Here is a 20,472-nt window from a genome sequence, read left to right as displayed (position 1 = left end):
GGGCCGACACCGCGGGCGCTCCGTCCGACCCACGGCACCACCCCGAAGGAGAACGCCAGATGATCACCTCCCGAACCGGAGAATCCGCCCCGGGAGCCGCCCGATGAGGGTTCTGCTGATCGGAGCCAACGGATACCTCGGCCGTTTCGTCGCCGACAGACTGCTCGCCGACCCGGCCGTGCAGCTCACCGCGCTCGGCCGGGGCGACGACGCCGACGTACGGTTCGACCTCGCCTCGGGCAGCCCCGGCGCCCTCACCCGCTTCCTGGACGCGGTGCACCCCGGAGTCGTCATCAACTGCGCGGGCGCCACCCGCGGCGGAGCCCGCGAACTGACCCGGCACAACACCGTCGCCGTCGCCACCGTCTGCGAGGCCCTTCGCCGCAGCGGCTGCGGTGCCCGCCTGGTGCAGATCGGCTGCGGCGCCGAGTACGGGCCCAGCCAGCCCGGCTCCTCCACGGCCGAGGACGCCGTACCGCGCCCCGGCGGCCCGTACGGCGTCAGCAAGCTCGCCGCCACCGAACTGGTCCTCGGCTCCGGCCTCGACGCCGTCGTCCTGCGCGTCTTCTCGCCCGCGGGCCCCGGCACCCCCGCCGGATCCCCGCTCGGCCGCCTCGCCGAGGCCCTGCGCCGCGCCATGCAGTCCGGCGACGGCGAACTCAAACTCGGCGGACTCGGCGTCCAACGCGACTTCATCGACGTCCGCGATGTCGCCCGCGCCGTGCACGCCGCCTCCCTCTCCGCCGCGCAGGGCGTCATCAACATCGGCTCGGGCCGCTCCGTCCGCCTGCGCGACGCCGCCGCTGTCCTCGCCCGTGTGGCCGGCTACGGAGGCACGCTGCACGAACTCGACGGTCCACCCGGACCGATGAGGTCGGCCATCGGTCATCCCCGCACCGAAGCGGATCACGGGGCGCAGGTCGCGTACCCCTACCCGGACGGCTGCGGCAGCTGGCAGCAGGCCGATGTGCGCACCGCACGTGACCGGCTCGGCTGGCGGCCCCGCATCAACCTCGAGGAATCCCTCGCCGATATCTGGATGGAGGCCGCATGCCGCATCTGACCAGCGCCGCGACGGACATCGCGAGTACGGACTTAAGGGTCGGCCTCGGCGTCCCCGGCTATGCGCACCCCCTCGTCGCTCCGGCCGAGTGGGGCGAACTCACCCGCCCCGGTACCCCCGTGCACTGGGCCGCCCTGAACGTGGCCAACGGTCCCGGCACCCGTCCCGACCCGCACTGCCTGGAGGCCGCCGGCCGACTCCGCAACGCGGGTGTGCGCGTCCTGGGACACCTGGACGTGACGTACGGCGCACGCGCCTTCGCCGAGGTGATCTCCGACGCACACCGGTATCTCGACTGGTACCGGGTCGGTGGCTTCCTCCTGCACCGCTGCCCCACCGAGCGTGCCGCGCTCCCCGAGGTCCGCCGGGCGGTCACCACGCTGCGCACGCTTCTCGACGACGCGCACCTCGTCTTCGGCCACGGCACCCACCCCTACCCCGGCTATGCCGAAAGCGCCGACCAGCTGGTGACCTTCTCCGGCGCCTGGAGCGACTACCGCTGGTCGCAGGTGGCCGAGTGGACCGCCGACTATCCGCCCGAGCGCTTCTGCCACTTCGTGCACGGGGTACCGCGCGGTCATCTCGACGAAGCGCTCCGCATCGCCCGCTGGCAGGGCGCCGCCACGATCTACTTCACCGACCGCACGGATCACGGTGGACGGGCCGATCCCTGGGAGACGATGCCCGGCTACTGGGACGAGATCGTCTCGCGGATCGGAACGGGTGTCTCGGAATGAAGAAGGGCGTGGCAGTGTTACGGGGAGAACAACTGTAGTGATTGACCGACCAACGGAGTCCCCGTGTCGCTGCCACCCCTGGTTGAGCCAGCTGCTGAGCTCACCGTAGACGAGGTCCGCAGGTACTCCCGCCACCTGATCATCCCCGATGTGGGCATGGACGGGCAGAAGCGGCTGAAGAACGCCAAGGTGCTGTGCGTGGGCGCCGGCGGCCTCGGATCGCCGGCGCTGATGTACCTCGCCGCCGCGGGCGTGGGCACGCTCGGCATCGTGGAGTTCGACGAGGTCGACGAGTCGAACCTGCAGCGCCAGATCATCCACAGTCAGGCGGACATCGGCCGCTCCAAGGCCGAGTCGGCCCGTGACTCCGTGCTGGGCATCAACCCGTACGTGAACGTGGTCCTTCACGAAGAGCGGCTCGAGGCCGAGAACGTGATGGACATCTTCAGCCAGTACGACCTGATCGTCGACGGCACGGACAACTTCGCGACCCGCTACCTGGTCAACGACGCGTGCGTCCTGCTCAACAAGCCGTACGTGTGGGGCTCGATCTACCGCTTCGACGGCCAGGCCTCCGTCTTCTGGTCCGAGCACGGTCCCTGCTACCGCTGCCTCTACCCCGAGCCCCCGCCGCCGGGCATGGTCCCCTCCTGCGCCGAAGGCGGCGTGCTGGGCGTGCTGTGCGCGTCCATCGGCTCCATCCAGGTGAACGAGGCGATCAAGCTTCTCGCGGGCATCGGTGAGCCGCTCGTCGGCCGCCTGATGATCTACGACGCCCTCGAGATGCAGTACCGCCAGGTCAAGGTCCGCAAGGACCCGGACTGCGCGGTCTGCGGCGAGAACCCGACCGTCACCGAGCTCATCGACTACGAGGCCTTCTGCGGTGTCGTGTCCGAGGAGGCCCAGGCGGCGGCGGCCGGCTCGACGATCACTCCCAAGCAGCTCAAGGAGTGGATCGACGACGGCGAGAACATCGAGATCATCGACGTCCGCGAGATCAACGAATACGAGATCGTCTCGATCCCCGGCGCCAAGCTGATCCCGAAGAACGAGTTCCTCATGGGCACCGCCCTGGAGACTCTGCCGCAGGACAAGAAGATCGTCCTGCACTGCAAGACGGGCGTCCGCAGCGCGGAGGTGCTCGCCGTGCTGAAGTCCGCGGGCTTCTCGGACGCGGTGCACGTCGGCGGCGGTGTGATCGGCTGGGTCAACCAGATCGAGCCGGAGAAGCCGGTGTACTAGGCGCTGGTGTACCAGGCGAACGGCTTTTCGGGAGGGGCTCGGCACCGTGCGTGCCGGGCCCCTTTCCGTTGACTGGTCACTCGCGGGCCGGGGGTTCGCCGACCGGGCATCCGTGCACCGGGTCTTCGTCGGCCGGGTGCTCGCCGAGCGGGGGTTCGCCGGCCGAGTGCTTGCCGGCCGGGTGCTGGCCGGCCGGGTCGGCCCGGGCACAGGTCCGCGCCCGTCGGCCGCACCCGCCACTACGACGCGCAGACCTTCCCGTCCTTCGGCACCGTCCCGTCCAGCAGATAGCTGTTCACCGTGGAGTCGACACACTCGCTCCCGCTCCCGTAGGCGCCATGGCCCTCGCCCTTCCAGGTGAGCTCCACACCGACACCCTTGCCCAGCTCGTCGGCCATTCTGCGGGCGCCCTCGTACGGAGTCGCGGGGTCCCCGGTGTTGCCCACGATCAAGATGGGCGCGGCGCCCGGCGCGCTGACCTCCGGGTTGTCGTACTGGCCGGCGACCGGCCAGTCGTGGCACCAACCAGCGGTGTCCCAGCCCATGAAGTCCCCGAAGACGGGCGAGATCTTCTCGAACTCGGGCAGCAGCTTCTTCGTCTCCGCGGGAGTCGGCCGCTGCTTGTCGTCCAAGCACGATATGACCCGTTGGGAATGGGTCGTCGTGCCGTAGTGCCCTGAGGAATCGCGGTCGTTGTAGCCGTCGGCGAGGGCCAGCAGGCCCGAACCGTCACCGCCCTCGGCGCCCTTGAGCGCGCTGGTCAGGCGCGGCCAGCCCTCCTTGCTGTACAGGGGCAGGACGATGCCGGTGAGCGCCAGCGTCTGGGTGAGCTTGCGGCCGTCCGCCGTCGGCAGGGGGTTCGCGTCGATGCGGTTCAGCAGGTCCACGATCTTCTGGGAGCCCTGCTTGGGGTCCTGGCCGGTGGACTTGAGGTAGTCGTCCAGGGCGCGCTGGAAGCCCAGGGTCTGGTTCTTGGCGTGGCCGACCGTGTCGGCGCTCGGGTCGACGACGGCGTCCAGCACCAGACGGCCCACGTTCTTGGGGAACAAGTGGGCGTACACGCCGCCGAGTTCGGTCCCGTACGAAAAGCCGAGATAGTGCATCGTCCCGTCGCCGAGGACCTGGCGCATCAGGTCCATGTCGCGGGCCGTGTCGGTCGTGGAGACGTGTGACAGCAGCTTTCCGGCGGCCTTCGCGCAGCCCTTGCCGAAGTCGGCGGCGTCCTTGAAGTACGCGGTCTCCTCGGCCGCGTCGTCCGGGGTGGCGTCCACGGACTCGGCTGCCTGGATCGCCTTGTCACTGCGGCAGCGCACGCCCTCGCTGGCGGCGACGCCGCGCGGGTCCCAGCTCACCAGGTCATAGCGCTCGTGGAGCGGGCCGACGGCGCTCTCGTACGACGGCATCGTGTCGACGCCCGAGCCGCCGGGGCCGCCGAAGTTGAACAGGAGTGAGCCGATGCGCTTGTTCTGGCCGCCGGTCGCCTTCGAGCGGATCAGCGCCAGGCCGATCGTCTCGCCGTCCGGCTTCGCGTAGTCCAGCGGCACCTTGAGTGTCGCGCACTGCCAGCCGCTGCCCGGCGCGGAGGAGCTCTTGCAGTGGCCCCAGTCGAGCTTCTGTGAGGTGAGCGAGGCGGGCAGCCCCGAGGCGGTGCCGGAGGAAGGCGCCCCGGCCGACGGCCGGTCGCTGTTCTTCCCCTCGTCCTTCCCGTCCCCCGACGAGCCGCTGCCGCAGCCTGCCACCAGCAACGCGGCGGCCGCCGCGGCCGTCCACCGTGCGAAACGCGTCATGAACTTCCCCCCTCGCCCGTGGTCCGCCGGATGTCGCGGATCACATGCGGGCCATGGTAGGCGCCCGCGGCCGACACCGCGGAGGCCTGTGGATAACCCTTTGACCTGCACTTTCTCGGTTGGGATGGCGTCGGTTCTAGGTGCAGACGGTTCCCGCGGGCGGTACGGTCCCGTCCAGCAGATAGCTGTTCACCGCGTTGTGCACGCACTTGTTCCCGCTGTCGTACGCGCCGTGCCCCTGGCCCTTGTAGGTCAACTCGACGCCGACGCCCTTGCCCAGCGCGTCGACCATCTTCTTCGCGCCCTGGTACGGCGTGGCCGGGTCGCCGGTGTTGCCGACCACGAGGATCGGCGCCGCACCGGTGGCGCTGACGTCCGGGTGGTCGGCGGCGCCCGGGACGGCCCAGTTGGTGCAGCTGAGCATGCCCCAGGCCAGGAAGTCGCCGAAGAGCGGTGAGGCGGCCCGGAACGCCGGCAGCCCGGCTTGCACGTCGGGGATCGTGTACCGCGGTTTCGCGTCGGCGCAGCTGATGGAGACGTTGGCCGCGTAGAGGTTGCTGTACTGGCCGTTCTGGCTGCGTCCGTTCATCGAGTCGGACAGCAGCATCAGTACCTTGCCGTCACCGCTGTACGCCTGGTCCAGGCCCTCCGTCAGGTACTCCCAGAAGTCCTTGGAGTACAGCGCCTGCGCGATGCCGTTGGTGGCCTCGGTCTGGGTGAGCTGGCGTGGGAAGACGCCGGGGATGGGCTTGCTGTCCAGGTCCTTGAGGAGTTTGGCGATGCGGTTCTTGACGTCCTGCGGGGTGTCGCCGATCGGGCAGGGCTCGGCCTTCGAGGTGCAGTCGTTGGCGAAGTTGTCGAGCGCGAGCTGGAAGCCCCTGGCCTGTCCGAGCGCGCTCTGTTCCGGGTTCTGCGTCGGGTCGACGACCGCGTCGAAGACGGCGCGTCCTACGTTCTTGGGGAACAAGTGGGCGTAGACGCCGCCGAGTTCGGTGCCGTACGAGATGCCGAAGTAGTGCAGTTTGGCGTCGCCGAGCACCTGGCGCATGAGGTCGATGTCGCGGGCCGCGTCGGTGGTGCGCACGTGGGGGAGGGTCCGCCCGGAGTTCTTCTCGCAGGCCGCGTTGAACGTCTTCGTGTTGCTGAGGAGGTTCTTCTGCTCGGCGGCGTCGTCGGGGGTGGCGTCCTGCTGGAAGAACACGTCGAGTCGGCTGTCGTCCTCGCACTTCACGCCCGCGCTGCGGCCGACCCCGCGCGGGTCGAAGCTCACCAGGTCGTAGCGGGTGCGCAGCTTCGCGTAGTCCTCACCGAAGGCGGGGAGCGTGGTGACGCCGGAGCCGCCGGGGCCGCCGAAGTTGAAGATGAGGGAGCCGATGCGTTTGCTCTGGTCGCCGCTCGTCCGCGCCCGGATCAGCGCGATCCCGATGGTGTCGCCCTTGGGGTCGGCCCAGTCGAGGGGTGCCTTCATGGTGGCGCACTGCCACTGTGTGCCGCCCGGCAGGGGAGAGGGAGCGTTGCCGCCGCCCTCGGACTCGGCGGGGGCCGGGCAGTCCTTCCAGCTCAGCTTCTGGGCCGGCAGGTCCTCGCTGTTCGAGTTGTCGCTGCAGCCCGTCAGCACGGCGGACAGCACAGCGACGGAGAGCGCCAGCGCAGCGGCGCGCGGCGGAGACGGGTTCGGCATGCTCCCCATCCTGCGGTCGTGCGGGGCGGGGCGCTCGGGACACGGGCCGTGCGGGTGAGGGCGCGCGGGGGGCTCGTACGGGAGGGTCGGCGCGGGGCTCTAGAGGGCGCCCTTGCGGGTCAGGTGGTTGAAGAACAGCCAGCCCGGAAGCACCGGAAGCCACAGCGTCAGCAGCCGGTACAGCAGCACCGCGGGAGCGGCGACCTCCTTGGGGAGCCCCACGGCGATCAGACCGACCGTGAGGGTCGCCTCGACGGCGCCGACGCCACCGGGGGTCGGCGCCGCGGAGCCGAGCGCGTTACCGGCGAGGAAGACGACGGCGACGCTGGCGAGGCTGAGCGTGGTGGGCTGCTGGTGGCCGAAGGCGCGGATCGACGCGTCCAGGCACATCACGAAGCAGGCGGTCAGCAGCAGCATGCCGCCGATGCCGGTGATCAGCTTCTGGGGCCGCTGGAGCACGTCGAGCATACGCGGTACGACGCCCGCGAACAGCGACCTCACGCGCGTGCTGACGAATTTGCGCAGGAACGGCACCGACGTGACGACGAGCACCAGTACGGCGACCGTCAGCAGACCGGCGATGACCGTGCGGGAGGGCGACAGGGACGGCGTTTTCTCGGTGCCGGTCAGATAGCCGAAGGACAGCAGCATCAGGATGTGGCAGCCGAGCCCGAACAGCTGGGACGCGCCGACACTCGCCACCGCGAGCCCCGGCCGCACCCCCGCACGCTGCAGGAAGCGCGTGTTGAGGGCCACACCGCCGACCGCGGCGGGCGCCACGATCTTCACGAACGAGCCGGCGACCTGTGCCGCAACAGCCCGCATGAACGGCACCCGCTCCGGTACGAAGCCGAGCAGCGCCATCGCCGCCGCGAAGTAGCTCACCGCGGAGAACAGCACGGCCGCGGCGACCCAGCCCCACTGGGCGTTGTCGAAGAGCGTTCCGAACTCGATGTGGGTGAGCTGCGTCAGCAGGAAGTACCCGCCGATGGCGCCGGCGATGAAACTGATCAGTGTGCGTGGTCGCACCCGCTCCAGGCGGGCCGGTTCGACCGGCGCCTGCGGGCGGATCCGCAGCACCTGGTGGCGGATCTGGGTGAGGAGATCCTCCTCGCGCGCTTCGTCCAGTGCCTCGTCTATCGCCCGCTTCTCGGCCCGCTGTTCCGCGCGTACGGCCTTCTTGCCGGGCTTCTCCACCGCGGCCTCGGCGTGCTGGGCCTGTTCCGCGCGGGCGAGCTTGTTCTGCCGGGAGGCCTCCAGGACCGCGTCGCGTTCGCGCTGGGCGCGCTCCCGGGCCAGCTTGCGCAGTGTCGCGCGCGTGGAGCGCGTCAGCGCGATGGGCTGCAGCAGCGGCAGGCAGTCGGCGATCGCGTCCGGGCCGAGCACACCGACGGCCGACGCCACCGTGCGCTCGGCGCCGACGCGCAGCCCCAGCGTGGTCAGCAACTGGGCGATGTCCATGCGCAGCAGCAGATCGCCGGCCGCGATCTCGCCGCCGCGAAGGTCGGTGAGGATCACCATGCCGGAACGATCCACCAGAATCGCGTCACCCGCGAGCCTGCGGTGTGCGATGCGTCGCGACTGCAAGGCCTGCACCTGATGCCAGGTGTCGCGCAGGAGATCATCGGTGATGAGTTCGTCGGGCAGCGAGTCCAGTGTGTGCCCGCCGGTGTGCTCGTAGACGAGCATCACGGCGTCTGGGCCGAGCTCGGAGGTCGCGATCAGCTTCGGGGCGTTGGCCCCGGCCGCGATGGCCGCGTATGCGAGGAGTGCCTCCTGCTCCAGGGCCTGGCGCAGCGACTGGAGACTGCGACGGGTGGCGAGACCACGCAGCGTCAGGTTGCGCCACACTCGGTAGAAGAAGCCCTGCGCCTGCTGCTCGCGGTCGACCACGGTGACGTCCAGCGGCGGGCCGTCCTCCAGGGTGACGAAGTAGCGCCGCCCGCGATCGCCGTTCTCCGTGGTGTCGGGCGTGTCCTCGCGGGCCGCGCTGACGGGGTGGAAGCCGACGTGCCGCAGGCCGGCCATCAGCGTCCGCCCGGTCGGACGTACGTTCGGTGAGCCGACCGCGTACAGCGTCCCGTACGCGACGCTCCAGCCGATCAGTACCGTCAGGATGATCGAGAACGGTGTGGTGTAGCCGGTGACCAGCATGGAGAAGGCGTCGAGGAGCAGCACCACCCACAGCACCGCGCGCCAGCGCGGTCTGCGGGACATCCCGACGGCAGTCATGTACGCGATGACCGGCGCCAGATAGCCGTGTACCGGGTCGGTCAGGGCGTGGATGTCACCCGGCGAGGGCTGGGTGAGTGCCTCCTGGATGGAGTTCGGGGCACCCTTGGCGACCCACAGGTCCGTGGCGAGTGTCACTCCGTGCGCGAGCACCGCGGCCAGCACGCCGTCGGCGATGCGCAGCCCGTCCCGCTTGATCAGCCGCTCGATCGCGAAGGCGACCGGCACCAGGAGGATCGCGATGCTCGACGCCAGACCCGCGATCTTGATCAGCAGATCGGGTGCCTGACCGGTGCCCTTGTTGATGTCCTGTTCGAGCCCCGAGGTGGTGCCGTGCGCGAACGCGGCGATGGCCAGCAGCACGGCGATGGCGAGGACGCCGACCATGAGCCGCATCAGATCCGACGGACGGTGCACGCGCGCGGGCAGCAGCGGTTCGTCGCCCTCGACCTCGTCGTTGTGGACCTCGTCGCCGCAGTCGTCCGTCGGATCGAGTCGCTTCTGGGCTCGTCCGTGGGTGTCAGGAACGGGTTCTTCGTCCACCGTCGTGGTGGGCTCGTCCGCCGCCTCGCCCGGGTCCTTCGGGCCGGTATCGCCGGTGTCCGGACGCGACGAGGCCGCGGAGGTGCTCTCCGCGTCTTCGGGGTGCACGCCCTGCTGCCTCATCGTCTCTTCTTGATCTCGTATCACCAGTCACCGCCCGCACGATGGTGGCATGCCCCACCGACACACGGGGGCATCAGGGTGCAAATACGGGGGCGCACAGTCTGCCCCAAGTGCGCCTTCGTGGCGAGGGATACGCACAGTCACCGCATCGTCGCACTGTCGGTGGGATGGGGCAGGATGGGGCGGATGAGCGAGGAGAGCCTGCCGGCGGATGCCCTGCCGGAGTACGCGGAGCGGGTCCTTGAGGTCGCCGAGTCGATCCCGCCCGGGCACGTGATGACGTACGGGGACGTCGCCGAGTGGCTCGAGGAGGGCGGACCGCGCCAGGTGGGCCGGGTGATGGCCCTCTACGGAGGAGCGGTCCCGTGGTGGCGGGTCGTCCGCGCGGACGGCGCGATGCTCCCGGGCCACGAACTCGATGCGCTGGGTCACTACCGCGACGAGGGCACGCCCCTGAAGGAGGCGAGCAGGGCCTCCGGGGGGCATCTGCCGCGCATCGACATGAGACGGGCACGATGGGACGGCGGCGAACGCGCGCAGGGTCACACCTGACAGCTTCCGGCATCGGACGGGGCGATGGGGAACCTGTGGCCCGTACGGGGGAAACGGGGCACGCCCGTGACATGCCGTACGTTCGAGAGCCGGGGGACGCACGTGGTGTGAGGGAAGAAGGGGAAGCCCTCCTTCCACGATGCTCACCGGCGTAGCGTCGACGGCACGCATCCGCTTCACCCCGCGGCCACCGCCCTGAACGCGCGGTGCTCCTCCCACCCGTCGCCCGACCACCACCCCTCAACGACGGCGCTCCGCGCCGGCAGTGATATCCCGCACAACCTCCAGGACCGGCGAACCACGTGAGCTCCTCTTCTTCCACCAGGCGCCTGTCGCACCCCCAGGTGCGGCAGGGGACCCGCGGCGCGTACCGACTGGTACGTACCGCGCCGGTCCGAGTGGGGCCCCCTCGTCTGGACGCAGAGCAGCGCGCGGTGGTTGACCATGACGCGGGACCGCTGCTCGTGCTGGCCGGCCCCGGCACCGGCAAGACGACCACGCTCGTCGAGTCCGTCGCGGCGCGGATCGCGCGGGGCGGCGACCCGGAACGCATCCTGGTGCTGACCTTCAGCCGCAAGGCGGCCGTCGAACTGCGCGACCGCATGGCGCCGCGCATAGGGGCCGCCCGCGCTCCCCGGGCGACCACCTTCCACTCGTTCTGCTACGCCCTGGTCCGCGCCCACCAGGACAGCGACCTGTTCGTGGAGCCCCTGCGGCTGCTGTCCGGACCCGAGCAGGACGTGGCGGTGCGCGAACTGCTCGCGGGCCAGCCCGACCTGGAGCGGCTCGGTCTCGCCCATGTCCGCTGGCCGGACGAGCTGCGCGCCTGCCTGACCACGCGCGGCTTCGCCGACGAGGTCCGCGCGGTACTGGCGCGCAGCCGCGAGCTGGGCCTGAGCCCCGACGCCCTGACCGCCTTCGCCCGGCGCATCGGCCGCCCCGACTGGGGCGCGGCCGCCGCCTTCCTCGCCGAGTACCTGGACGTTCTCGACCTCCAAGGAGTGCTCGACTACGCGGAACTCGTCCACCGCGCGGTGCTGCTCGCCGGGCGTCCGGGCGTCGCCGAACGCCTCGCCGCGCAGTACGACGCCGTCTACGTGGACGAGTACCAGGACACCGATCCCGCGCAGGTCCGGCTGCTGCACGCCCTCGCCGGCGGCGGCCGCAACTTGGTCGCCTTCGGTGACCCCGACCAGTCGATCTACGCCTTCCGGGGCGCGGACGTGAACGGCATCCTGGAATTCCCCGACGCCTTCCCGCGCGCGGACGGCCGCCCCGCGCCGGTCGAGGTGCTGCGCACCTCCCGCCGCTCCGGCGCCGCCCTGCTGACCGCCACCCGTCTGATCACCCAGCGCATGCCGCTGACCCGCCTTCCGGCGGAGAAGGTACGCGCCCACCGCGAGCTGTCTCCGGTACGGGACGGCGGCGCCGTCGAGGTCTACACGTACCCGACGGCGGGCACGGAGCTGGACAACATCGCGGACATCCTGCGTCGCGCTCATCTGGAGGACGGCGTCCCCTGGGGCGACATGGCCGTCCTGGTGCGCGCCGGCTCCCGCACGATCCCGACGATCAGGCGGGCGCTCACCGCGGCGGGCGTGCCGCTCGACATCGACGGCGACGACCTGCCGCTGCGGCACGAACCGGCGGTCACGCCCTTGCTGACGGCACTGCGGGCGGTGGCGCGCGCGGAGTCGGGTACGGCCGCGCCCTCCGGCGGCGACAGCGACGTACCTGAAGACGCCGACGCACCCGAAGACGCCGACGCACCCGAAGACGCCGACGTACCTGAGGATGCCGACGCACCCGAAGACATCGACGTCTCTGAGGATGCCGATGCGCACGCCGCGCCCTGGCTCGACACCGAAACCGCGCTCACCCTGCTCGCCTCGCCTCTCGCGAGCATGGACGCGGCCGATCTGCGACGTCTGGGGCGCGCGCTGCGCGAGGAGGAGCGCGCCGCGGGCAACCACGTACCGCCGCCCTCCGACGAACTGCTCACCCGCGCGCTGGCCGAGCCGGAGCGGCTCGTCGCGCACGACCCGGCGTACGCCCGGGGAGCCCAGCGCCTCGGCGCGCTGCTGCGCAAGGCGCGGGAGCGCCTGGCGGGCGGTGGGACGGCCGAGGAGGCGCTCTGGGACCTCTGGGAGGGAACACCGTGGCCGCAGCGCCTGGAACGGGCCGCCCGACGCGGTGGCGCGGCCGGCCGCAACGCCGACCGTGACCTCGACGCCGTCTGCGCGCTGTTCGCGACCGCGGCCCGCGCCGAGGAACGCACGGGCGGGCGCGGCGCCCTCAACTTCCTGGAGGAGATCGAGGCCCAGGACATCGCCGCCGACACGCTCACCCGCAGGGCGGTGCGCCCGGCCGCCGTACGCCTGATGACCGCGCACCGCTCCAAGGGCCTGGAGTGGCGCCTCGTCGTCGTCGCGGGCGTCCAGGAGGGACTGTGGCCGGACCTGCGCCGCCGCGGCTCCCTGCTGGAGGCCGACCGCATCGGACGCGACGGCCTCGCCGAACCCCTCACCCCTGGAGCGCTCCTCTCCGAAGAGCGCCGTCTGTTCTACGTGGCCGCCACACGCGCGCGTGAACGCCTGATCGTCACCGCGGTGAAGGCCCCCGCCGACGACGGCGACCAGCCGTCCCGCTTTCTTACCGAACTCGGCGTCGAACCCAGGGATGTCACCGGCCGCCCCCGCCGCCCGCTGTCCGTCGCCGCCCTGGTCGCCGAACTGCGCGCCACCACGGTCGACCCGCGGGTCTCGGACACCCTCCGGCAGGCCGCGGCCCACCGCCTGGCCAAGCTCGCCGCACTCGGCGACGAGGACGGCCGCCCTCTCGTGCCGTCCGCGCACCCCTACCGCTGGTGGGGCATGTACGAGCCGACCGAGAGCAAGGTGCCGCTGCGCGACCGCGACCAGCCCGTCGTGCTCTCCGGAAGCGCCCTCGACCAGCTCGCCAACACCTGCGCCCTGCAGTGGTTCCTGGGCCGCGAGGTCAAGGCCGACGCGCCCGCGACCGCCGCCCAGGGCTTCGGCAACGTGGTGCACGTCCTCGCCGACGAGGTCGCCTCCGGACGCACCCCCGCCGACCTCGCCGTCCTCATGGAACGTCTGGACTCCGTGTGGAACGCGCTCGCCTTCGACGCGCCCTGGAAGTCCGTGCAGGAGAAGGAGCACGCGCGTGTGGCGCTCGAACGCTTCCTGAAGTGGCACGTCGACTCCAACGGCGTTCGTGCGGGACGTGTGCCGGTGGCCAGTGAGCACGACTTCGACGTGACCCTGGAGGCGGGCGACTACGAGGTGCGCATCCGGGGCTCCATGGACCGTGTCGAGACGGACACCGAGGGCCGCGCCTACGTGGTCGACTTCAAGACCGGCAAACACGCGCCCAGCGCCGCGGAGGTGGCGCACCACCCGCAGCTCGCCGTCTACCAGCTCGCCGTCCGCGAGGGGGCCGTCGACGACACCTTCGACGGCGTACGCCCCGAGCCGGGAGGAGCGGAACTCGTCCAGCTGCGCCAGGGCGCCGCCAAGAAGAACGGCGGCGAGACCCTCCCCAAGGTGCAGGCCCAGGAGCCCCTCGAGGGCGAGTGGGTCGGCGACCTGCTCGCCACCGCGGCCGGGAAGGTCCTCGACGAGCGGTTCTCTCCGACCACGGGACAACACTGCACACACTGCGCTTTCCGGGCGTCGTGCAGCGCTCGGCCCGAGGGACGCCACGTGGTCGAGTGAGGGGCTCAAGTGGACGTCACGTCAGCGAGTGACGTACGGCACCACACGTGTTGACCAGCACTTCTTCCGTCCCGGTGGCCGATGTGGCCTCCGCTGTCAGTGGGCGCCGCTAGCCTCTCCGACATGCCCGCTCGTATCACCGACCCCGAGCAGCTCAAGGAGCTCCTCGGCATCCCGTTCACCCCGGAGCAGACGGTCTGCATCACCGCACCGCCCGCCCCGCAGGTGATCGTGGCCGGAGCCGGATCGGGCAAGACCACGGTGATGGCGGCACGCGTGGTGTGGCTCGTCGGCACCGGACAGGTCGCCCCCGAGCAGGTCCTCGGTCTCACGTTCACCAACAAGGCGGCGGGCGAGCTCGCCGAGCGCGTCCGCAAGGCGTTGATCAAGGCCGGAGTCACCGACCCGGACGTGATCGACCCCGACAACCCGCCGGGCGAGCCGGTGATCTCCACCTACCACGCCTTCGCGGGCCGCCTGCTGACCGACCACGGCCTGCGCATCGGACTCGAACCGACCTCCCGCCTGCTCGCCGACGCCACCCGCTATCAGCTCGCCGCCCGCGTACTGCGCGAGTCCCCGGGACCGTACCCGGCGCTGACCCGCTCCTTCCCGGACCTTGTCGGCGACCTCCTCACACTCGACTCCGAGCTCGCCGAACACCTCGTACGGCCCGAGGACCTGCGCGCCTACGACGCCGAGCTGCTGCGCTCCCTGGAGGGCGCCAAACTCACCAACGCCGACCTGCGCAAGGTCCCCGAGGCGGCCGCGGCCCGGCGTGAACTGGCCGAGCTCGTGGGCCGCTACCGATCGGCCAAACGCGAGCGCGACCTCCTCGACTTCGGCGACCAGATCGCCCTCTCGGCCACTCTGGCCCGCACCCGCCCCGAGGTCGGTGAGATCCTCCGCGACGAGTTCCGGGTGGTGCTGCTGGACGAGTACCAGGACACCTCGGTGGCCCAGCGCATCCTGCTCGCCGGACTCTTCGGCGGCGGCACCGGCCACCCCGTGACCGCGGTCGGCGACCCCTGCCAGGCCATCTACGGCTGGCGCGGCGCCTCCGTCGCCAACCTCGACGACTTCCCCGAACACTTCGCACACGCCGACGGCCGCCCCGCGGCCCGCCAGGCGCTCAGCGAGAACCGCCGCAGCGGCGGTCGCCTCCTCGACCTCGCCAACGGCCTCGCGGAGCCCCTGCGCGCCATGCACGAGGGCGTGGAGGCCCTCCGCCCGGCCCCCGGAGCCGAGCACGACGGCCAGGTCCGCTGCGCGCTGCTGCGCACCCACGCCGAGGAGATCGACTGGCTCGCCGATTCCATCGCCCACCTGGTACGCACCGGAAAGGCGCCCGGCGAGATCGCCGTGCTGTGCCGTACGGCGGGCGACTTCGCCGAGATCCAGGGCGCGCTGGTCGCCCGGGACATCCCGGTCGAGGTGGTGGGCCTCTCCGGGCTGCTGCATCTGCCCGAGGTCGCCGACCTCGTCGCCGTCTGCGAAGTCCTCCAGGACCCCGGGGCGAACGCCTCCCTGGTCCGCCTGCTCACCGGCCCCCGCTGGCGGATCGGCCCGCGCGACCTCGCCCTCCTGGGGCGGCGCGCCCGCCTGCTCGTGTCCCACGCGCGCGTGGGCGCCGACGAGGACCCGGACCGCCGGCTCGCCGCGGCCGTGGAGGGGGTCGACCCGGCCGAGGTGATATCGCTCGCCGACGCCCTCGACACGTTCCTGGAGATGCCCATCGAAGCCGAAGGGGACGACGACGGGCTGCCCTTCTCGCCGGACGCGCGGGTGCGGTTCGCGCGGCTCGCCGCCGAGCTGCGCGACCTGCGCCGCTCGCTCGCCGACCCGCTGATGGACGTCCTGCACCGGGTGCTCGCCGTCACCGGCCTAGAGGTCGAGCTGTCCGCCTCCCCGCACGCGCTGGCGGCCCGCCGCCGAGAGACCCTGTCGAACTTCCTCGACGTCGCCGCGTCCTTCGCCGCAGGCGACGGCGAGGCCACGCTGCTGGCCTTCCTCGGCTTCCTGCGCACCGCCGCCCAGTACGAGAAGGGCCTCGACAACGCCCTGCCCGGCGGCGAGAACACCGTCAAGGTGCTCACCGCGCACAAGTCCAAGGGCCTGGAGTGGGACGTCGTCGCGGTCCCCGGACTCGTCACCGGCACCTTTCCCAGCGGCCAGGGCCGTGAGAAGTGGACCGCCCAGGGCAAGGTCCTGCCGCACGAGCTGCGCGGCGACGCCGACACGCTCCCCGAGATCGCCACCTGGGACGCCAAGGGCGTCAAGGCCTTCCACGAGGCCATGAAAGACCACCAGCACACCGAAGAGCTCCGCCTCGGCTACGTCACCTTCACCCGCCCCCGCTCACTCCTGCTCGGTTCCGGCCACTGGTGGGGCCCCTCCCAGAAGAAGCCGCGCGGCCCCTCGGACTTCCTCGACGCCCTCTACGAGCACTGCGCCGCCGGACACGGCGAGATCGAGGTCTGGGCCGAGGAGCCCGCCGAGGACGAGGAGAACCCCGCCCTGCGCGAGGCGTCCGCCGACCACGCGTGGCCGCTCCCGCTCGACGACGCGGCACTGGCCCGGCGTCGCGCCGCCGCCGAGACCGTACTCGCCCACCTGGAGCGCGTGGCGTCCCACGAAGAGCCCCACCCCGGGGCGGAGGGAGCCCGGCACAGGGCCGACCACGACCCCACCTCGTACGACGATCCGGACTGGCCACTCCCGCCCGAGGACGACGACCCCGCGTACGACGACGTGCACTACGGGGACGACGACCTCCCCGACGACGGCTTCCCCGACGGGGACGAGTCCGACTGGGACTCCTGGTCGACCGACCGCCCAGAGGACCGGCCGACGCGACCCGCGCAGGACCGCCCGACGGTCCCGCACCAGGCATCGGCTCCGGGGACTCGCCCGCACCCTGCGAATTCGCACCCTGAGGAACCGCATCCGGAGGAACCCGCGCACCTCACCCCGGAGGAGGCCCGCACCCTCGCCTCCTGGGACCGCGACCTCGACGCCCTGACCGGAGAGCTCCTGCGCGCCCGCGCGAGCGTCACCGACGTCCCCCTGCCGGCCTCGCTCACCGTGACGCAGCTCATGCGCCTGGCCGCCGACCCGGACGGCTTCGCGCAGGAGCTCGCGCGCCCCATGCCACGCCCCCCGCAGCCCGCCGCGCGCCGCGGAACGCGCTTCCACGCCTGGCTGGAGTCCCGCTTCGAAGAGCTGCGGCTGCCGATGCTGGAACCGGAGGACCTCCCCGGCAGCGACGCCGAGATCGCCGACGAACGCGATCTGGAGGAGCTCAAGGACGCCTTCGAACGCACTCCCTACGCGTACCGCACCCCCCACCGCGTCGAGGCACCGTTCCAGCTCGCCATCGCGGGACGCGTCGTACGGGGCCGGATGGACGCCGTCTACCAGGCGGAGGGTGACGCCGGCACGACGTACGAGATCGTCGACTGGAAAACAAGCCGCACCGGCACCGCCGACCCCCTCCAGCTCGCCCTGTACCGCCTCGCCTGGGCCGAACAGCAAGGCGTGCCCCTGGAGTCCGTCAAGGCCGCGTTCCTGTACGTCCGCAGCGGTGAGGTGGTCCACCCGGACGAGCTCCCGGACCGCGCGGCACTGGAACGACTGCTCACACAGGACCCGGCGGACCCACAGGAAGCGTCGGCCGGGGATCCGCCGGACGAACACGCCTCCGTGGGCGGATAGGCTCGTGAGCATGAGCAAGCCCGTTGACAACGCCGTCAGCACCGTCCGCACGTACATCCAGAACCACCGCACGGCCTTCCTCGACGACCTCGCGGAGTGGCTGCGCATCCCTTCGGTGTCGGCCCAGCCCGACCACGCCGCGGACGTGGCACGCAGCGCCGACTGGCTCGCCGCCAAGTTGCAGGAGACCGGCTTCCCGACCACCGAGGTCTGGGCGACCGAGGGCGCCCCCGCCGTCTTCGCCGAATGGCCCGCCGAGGACCCCGGGGCTCCCACGGTTCTCGTCTACGGACACCACGACGTGCAGCCCGCGGCCCGCGAGGACGGCTGGGACACGGACCCCTTCGAACCGGTGATCCGCGGAAACCGCCTCCACGCGCGCGGTGCCGCCGACGACAAGGGCCAAGTGTTCTTCCACACACTCGGCGTCCGCGCCCACCTCGCCGCCACCGGGCGCGGCGCACCGGCCGTGAACCTCAAGCTCCTGATCGAGGGTGAGGAGGAGTCCGGCTCCCCGCACTTCCGCGACCTTGTCGAAAGCCACGCCGACCAGCTCACCGCTGACGCGGTGATCGTCTCCGACACCGGTATGTGGTCCGGGGACACCCCCACCGTGTGCACCGGCATGCGTGGCCTCGCCGAGTGCGAGATCCAGCTGTACGGGCCGCGGCAGGACATCCACTCCGGCTCCTTCGGCGGTGCCGTGCCCAACCCGGCCACCGCCGCCGCCCGCCTTGTCGCCGCCCTGCACGACGAGCACGCGCGCGTAGCCGTCCCCGGCTTCTACGAAGGCATCACCGAACTCACCGAACGCGAGCGTGAGCTCTTCGCCGAACTGCCCTTCGACGAGGAACGCTGGCTGAGCACAGCCAAGTCGACGGCCACCTACGGAGAGGCCGGACACACCACTCTGGAGCGCATCTGGGTCCGTCCCACCGCCGAGGTCAACGGCATCGGCGGCGGTTACCAAGGTCCCGGCAGCAAGACGATCATCCCGTCCTCGGCGACCGTGAAACTCTCGTTCCGGCTGGTGGCGGGCCAGGACCCGGACCACATCGAGAAGGCGGTCCGCGCCTGGGCCGCCGACCGGCTGCCCGCCGGCATCCGGCACGAGATCACGTTCGGCGCCGCCACCCGCCCCTGCCTCACACCGCTGGACCACCCCGCCCTGCAGTCCGTCGTGCGCGCCATGGGCCGCGCCTTCGAACAGCCGATCCGTTTCACCCGCGAGGGTGGCTCGGGACCCGCGGCCGACCTCCAGGAAGTCCTCGGCGCCCCCGTGCTCTTCCTGGGTATCTCCGTCCCCTCCGACGGCTGGCACGCCCCCAACGAGAAGGTCGAACTCGACCTCCTCATGAAGGGCGTCGAAACCAGCGCCTACCTGTGGGGCGACCTGGCCGAGAACTGGCGCGAGGCACACTGAAAGAGCCCGTCTCCACCCTTCCTGAAAAGTCCGTCCCCACCCCGACCCCGAACAGCGCCCTTCGCACCCGCCCTGCTGAACCGCCCGCCGAAATAACCGTTCCACCGGGGGAGTTGGAAGCACCCGTGACCACCTGGACCGACCGAACCGCCGACCGTCCCATCTCGCTCACCGCCCCGAGCGGCATCGACAGGGCCGCCCACCACCGGCTCGACGAGGCCTGGCTCGCGGCGGCCTGGAGCCACCCCACCACCCGCGTCTTCGTGGTCTCCGGCGGTCAGGTGCTCATCGACGAGACGGCGGACGGCACCACCGAAGTCGTCATGACCCCCTCCTTCGAGGCCCCGCTCACCGAGGCGCACCGCTACTTCCTCGGCACGGACGACGACGGTGTGAGCTATTTCGCACTCCAGAAGGACGCACTGCCCGGCCGCATCGACCAGTCCGCCCGCCCGGCGGGCCTGCGCGAGGCGGGACTCCTGCTCTCACCCCGCGACGCGGGTCTGATGGTGCACGCCGTCGCCCTGGAGAACTGGCAGCGGCTGCACCGCTTCTGCTCACGCTGCGGCGAGCGCACCGTGATCGCGGCGGCCGGACACATTCGCCGCTGCCCCGCCTGCGGGGCCGAGCACTACCCGCGCACCGACCCGGCCGTGATCATGGCGGTCACGGACGAAGAGGACCGCATCCTGCTCGGCCGTCAGGTGCACTGGCCCGAGGGCCGCTTCTCCACGCTCGCCGGCTTCGTCGAACCCGGCGAGTCCATCGAGCAGTCCGTGCGCCGCGAGGTCTTCGAGGAGGCGGGCGTCACAGTCGGCGAGGTCGACTACGTCGCCAGCCAGCCCTGGCCGTTCCCCTCCAGCCTCATGCTCGGCTTCATGGCCCGCGCCACCTCGTCCGAGATCAACGTCGACGGCGAGGAGATCCACGAGGCCCGCTGGTTCTCCCGAGAGGACCTGCGTACCGCCTTCGAGTCCGGCGAGGTACTGCCTCCGTTCGGCATCTCCATCGCCGCCCGCCTGATCGAACTCTGGTACGGCAAGCCCCTGCCGCGCCCAGGAGCGGTTGCCGCCTGACGGGCACACACGACACCGCTCGCGCGGGTGGCGCAAGTCACACAACAGGGGCGGTCCTTGAGTCAGATTCAAGGACCGCCCCTGTTTTGCCCTCGGCAACCCCCGGGGGCGCACCGATGGTGAACCGCTTACGCGCCGATCTTCTGCTTGACCTGCGCCAGCGAAGGGTTGGTGAGCGTCGAGCCGTCCGCGAACAGCACGGTCGGAACCGTCTGGTTTCCGCCATTCGCCTTCTCCACGAAGGCCGCGGACTCCGGGTCCTGCTCGATGTTGATCTCGTTGTACGCGATGCCCGCGCGGTCCATCTGGCCCTTCAGTCGCGTGCAGTAGCCGCACCACGTGGTGCTGTACATCGTCACAGTGCCCGGCATGTGTCTCGCGCTCCTTTGCTGCTGGGGGTGCGTTGTCGCAGAGGTGGAACGTACGCGAGCGGGCCACCATTCCCGTGCCCGGGTACCCCGGCCCGGTACACCGGTGCACCTCGCGGCAGACGGGTGAGCAAGAGCACGCCCGGCGCCTGCCGCATTAGTACGACTGCGAGGGCCTCCCTGTGGACAACCGGCTC

12 protein-coding genes are annotated in these 20,472 nt (G+C 71.3%); 8 read left to right on the top strand and 4 right to left on the bottom strand.

Annotated elements, in window-relative coordinates:
• The first annotated feature begins 103 nt into the window (after positions 1 to 103).
• From ACZ7M2_RS08730 to moeZ, 3 genes are all read left to right on the top strand, one after another.
• Positions 104 to 1,063 carry an NAD-dependent epimerase/dehydratase family protein gene (locus tag ACZ7M2_RS08730; RefSeq protein WP_471594685.1) on the top strand — a complete coding sequence of 320 codons (960 nt, stop codon included), beginning with the start codon at positions 104 to 106 and terminating at the stop codon, positions 1,061 to 1,063.
• Positions 1,051 to 1,800, top strand: a complete 750-nt coding sequence (locus tag ACZ7M2_RS08725) for a spherulation-specific family 4 protein (RefSeq protein ID WP_471594684.1) — start codon at positions 1,051 to 1,053, stop codon at positions 1,798 to 1,800. The genes ACZ7M2_RS08730 and ACZ7M2_RS08725 overlap by 13 nt, the downstream gene beginning before the upstream one ends.
• Positions 1,801 to 1,863: 63 nt before the next feature.
• Positions 1,864 to 3,042, top strand: a complete 1,179-nt coding sequence (gene moeZ, locus ACZ7M2_RS08720; protein ID WP_168510986.1) for an adenylyltransferase/sulfurtransferase MoeZ — start codon at positions 1,864 to 1,866, stop codon at positions 3,040 to 3,042.
• Between the two features lie 239 nt (positions 3,043 to 3,281).
• On the opposite strand, the gene ACZ7M2_RS08715 is transcribed toward moeZ, so the two are convergent.
• From ACZ7M2_RS08715 to ACZ7M2_RS08705, 3 genes are all read right to left on the bottom strand, one after another.
• A complete protein-coding gene (locus ACZ7M2_RS08715) occupies positions 3,282 to 4,829 on the bottom strand; it encodes an alpha/beta hydrolase (protein ID WP_471594683.1) in 1,548 nt (515 codons plus the stop codon).
• A gap of 136 nt (positions 4,830 to 4,965) precedes the next feature.
• Complete coding sequence (locus tag ACZ7M2_RS08710) at positions 4,966 to 6,510, bottom strand: alpha/beta hydrolase (RefSeq protein ID WP_471594682.1); 1,545 nt, start codon at positions 6,508 to 6,510, stop codon at positions 4,966 to 4,968.
• A gap of 99 nt (positions 6,511 to 6,609) precedes the next feature.
• On the bottom strand, positions 6,610 to 9,408 hold the full coding sequence (locus ACZ7M2_RS08705; RefSeq protein WP_471594681.1) for a lysylphosphatidylglycerol synthase transmembrane domain-containing protein: 2,799 nt from the start codon (positions 9,406 to 9,408) through the stop codon (positions 6,610 to 6,612).
• Positions 9,409 to 9,594: 186 nt separating this feature from the next.
• Here ACZ7M2_RS08705 and ACZ7M2_RS08700 point away from each other — a divergent pair, with 186 nt between their 5' ends.
• From ACZ7M2_RS08700 to nudC, 5 genes are all read left to right on the top strand, one after another.
• A complete protein-coding gene (locus ACZ7M2_RS08700; RefSeq protein WP_352045926.1) occupies positions 9,595 to 9,960 on the top strand; it encodes an MGMT family protein in 366 nt (121 codons plus the stop codon).
• Between the two features lie 302 nt (positions 9,961 to 10,262).
• Entirely contained in the window at positions 10,263 to 13,694 is a 3,432-nt protein-coding gene (locus ACZ7M2_RS08695; protein WP_471594680.1) for an ATP-dependent helicase, read from the top strand.
• Between the two features lie 123 nt (positions 13,695 to 13,817).
• Positions 13,818 to 17,408 carry a UvrD-helicase domain-containing protein gene (locus ACZ7M2_RS08690; RefSeq protein ID WP_471594679.1) on the top strand — a complete coding sequence of 1,197 codons (3,591 nt, stop codon included), beginning with the start codon at positions 13,818 to 13,820 and terminating at the stop codon, positions 17,406 to 17,408.
• 10 nt (positions 17,409 to 17,418) lie between these two features.
• The gene (locus ACZ7M2_RS08685) at positions 17,419 to 18,831 is read left to right on the top strand and encodes a dipeptidase (RefSeq protein WP_471594678.1); all 1,413 of its coding nucleotides are present in this window, start codon (positions 17,419 to 17,421) and stop codon (positions 18,829 to 18,831) included.
• Positions 18,832 to 18,956: 125 nt separating this feature from the next.
• On the top strand, positions 18,957 to 19,907 hold the full coding sequence (nudC, locus tag ACZ7M2_RS08680; RefSeq protein ID WP_471594677.1) for an NAD(+) diphosphatase: 951 nt from the start codon (positions 18,957 to 18,959) through the stop codon (positions 19,905 to 19,907).
• 128 nt (positions 19,908 to 20,035) lie between these two features.
• Here nudC and ACZ7M2_RS08675 read toward each other — a convergent pair whose 3' ends face one another.
• Positions 20,036 to 20,278, bottom strand: coding sequence for a mycoredoxin (locus ACZ7M2_RS08675; protein WP_054228181.1), 243 nt, complete (start codon positions 20,276 to 20,278; stop codon positions 20,036 to 20,038).
• Positions 20,279 to 20,472 lie beyond the last annotated feature (194 nt).

Source organism: Streptomyces sp. NPDC111507, from assembly GCF_055638955.1.
Note: the sequence above shows the minus strand (reverse complement) of the source record. Positions and strands in the feature narration are given on the sequence as shown.

What these genes read in the sequence shown, in the direction of transcription:
- ACZ7M2_RS08730 (WP_471594685.1), top strand. Translation starts at nt 104, where the DNA reads ATGAGGGTTCTGCTGATCGGAGCCAACGGATACCTCGGCCGTTTCGTC.
- ACZ7M2_RS08725 (WP_471594684.1), top strand. Translation starts at nt 1,051, where the DNA reads ATGCCGCATCTGACCAGCGCCGCGACGGACATCGCGAGTACGGACTTA.
- ACZ7M2_RS08705 (WP_471594681.1), bottom strand. Translation starts at nt 9,408, where the DNA reads ATGAGGCAGCAGGGCGTGCACCCCGAAGACGCGGAGAGCACCTCCGCG.
- ACZ7M2_RS08710 (WP_471594682.1), bottom strand. Translation starts at nt 6,510, where the DNA reads ATGCCGAACCCGTCTCCGCCGCGCGCCGCTGCGCTGGCGCTCTCCGTC.
- ACZ7M2_RS08675 (WP_054228181.1), bottom strand. Translation starts at nt 20,278, where the DNA reads ATGCCGGGCACTGTGACGATGTACAGCACCACGTGGTGCGGCTACTGC.
- ACZ7M2_RS08700 (WP_352045926.1), top strand. Translation starts at nt 9,595, where the DNA reads ATGAGCGAGGAGAGCCTGCCGGCGGATGCCCTGCCGGAGTACGCGGAG.
- ACZ7M2_RS08685 (WP_471594678.1), top strand. Translation starts at nt 17,419, where the DNA reads ATGAGCAAGCCCGTTGACAACGCCGTCAGCACCGTCCGCACGTACATC.
- ACZ7M2_RS08715 (WP_471594683.1), bottom strand. Translation starts at nt 4,829, where the DNA reads ATGACGCGTTTCGCACGGTGGACGGCCGCGGCGGCCGCCGCGTTGCTG.
- ACZ7M2_RS08690 (WP_471594679.1), top strand. Translation starts at nt 13,818, where the DNA reads ATGCCCGCTCGTATCACCGACCCCGAGCAGCTCAAGGAGCTCCTCGGC.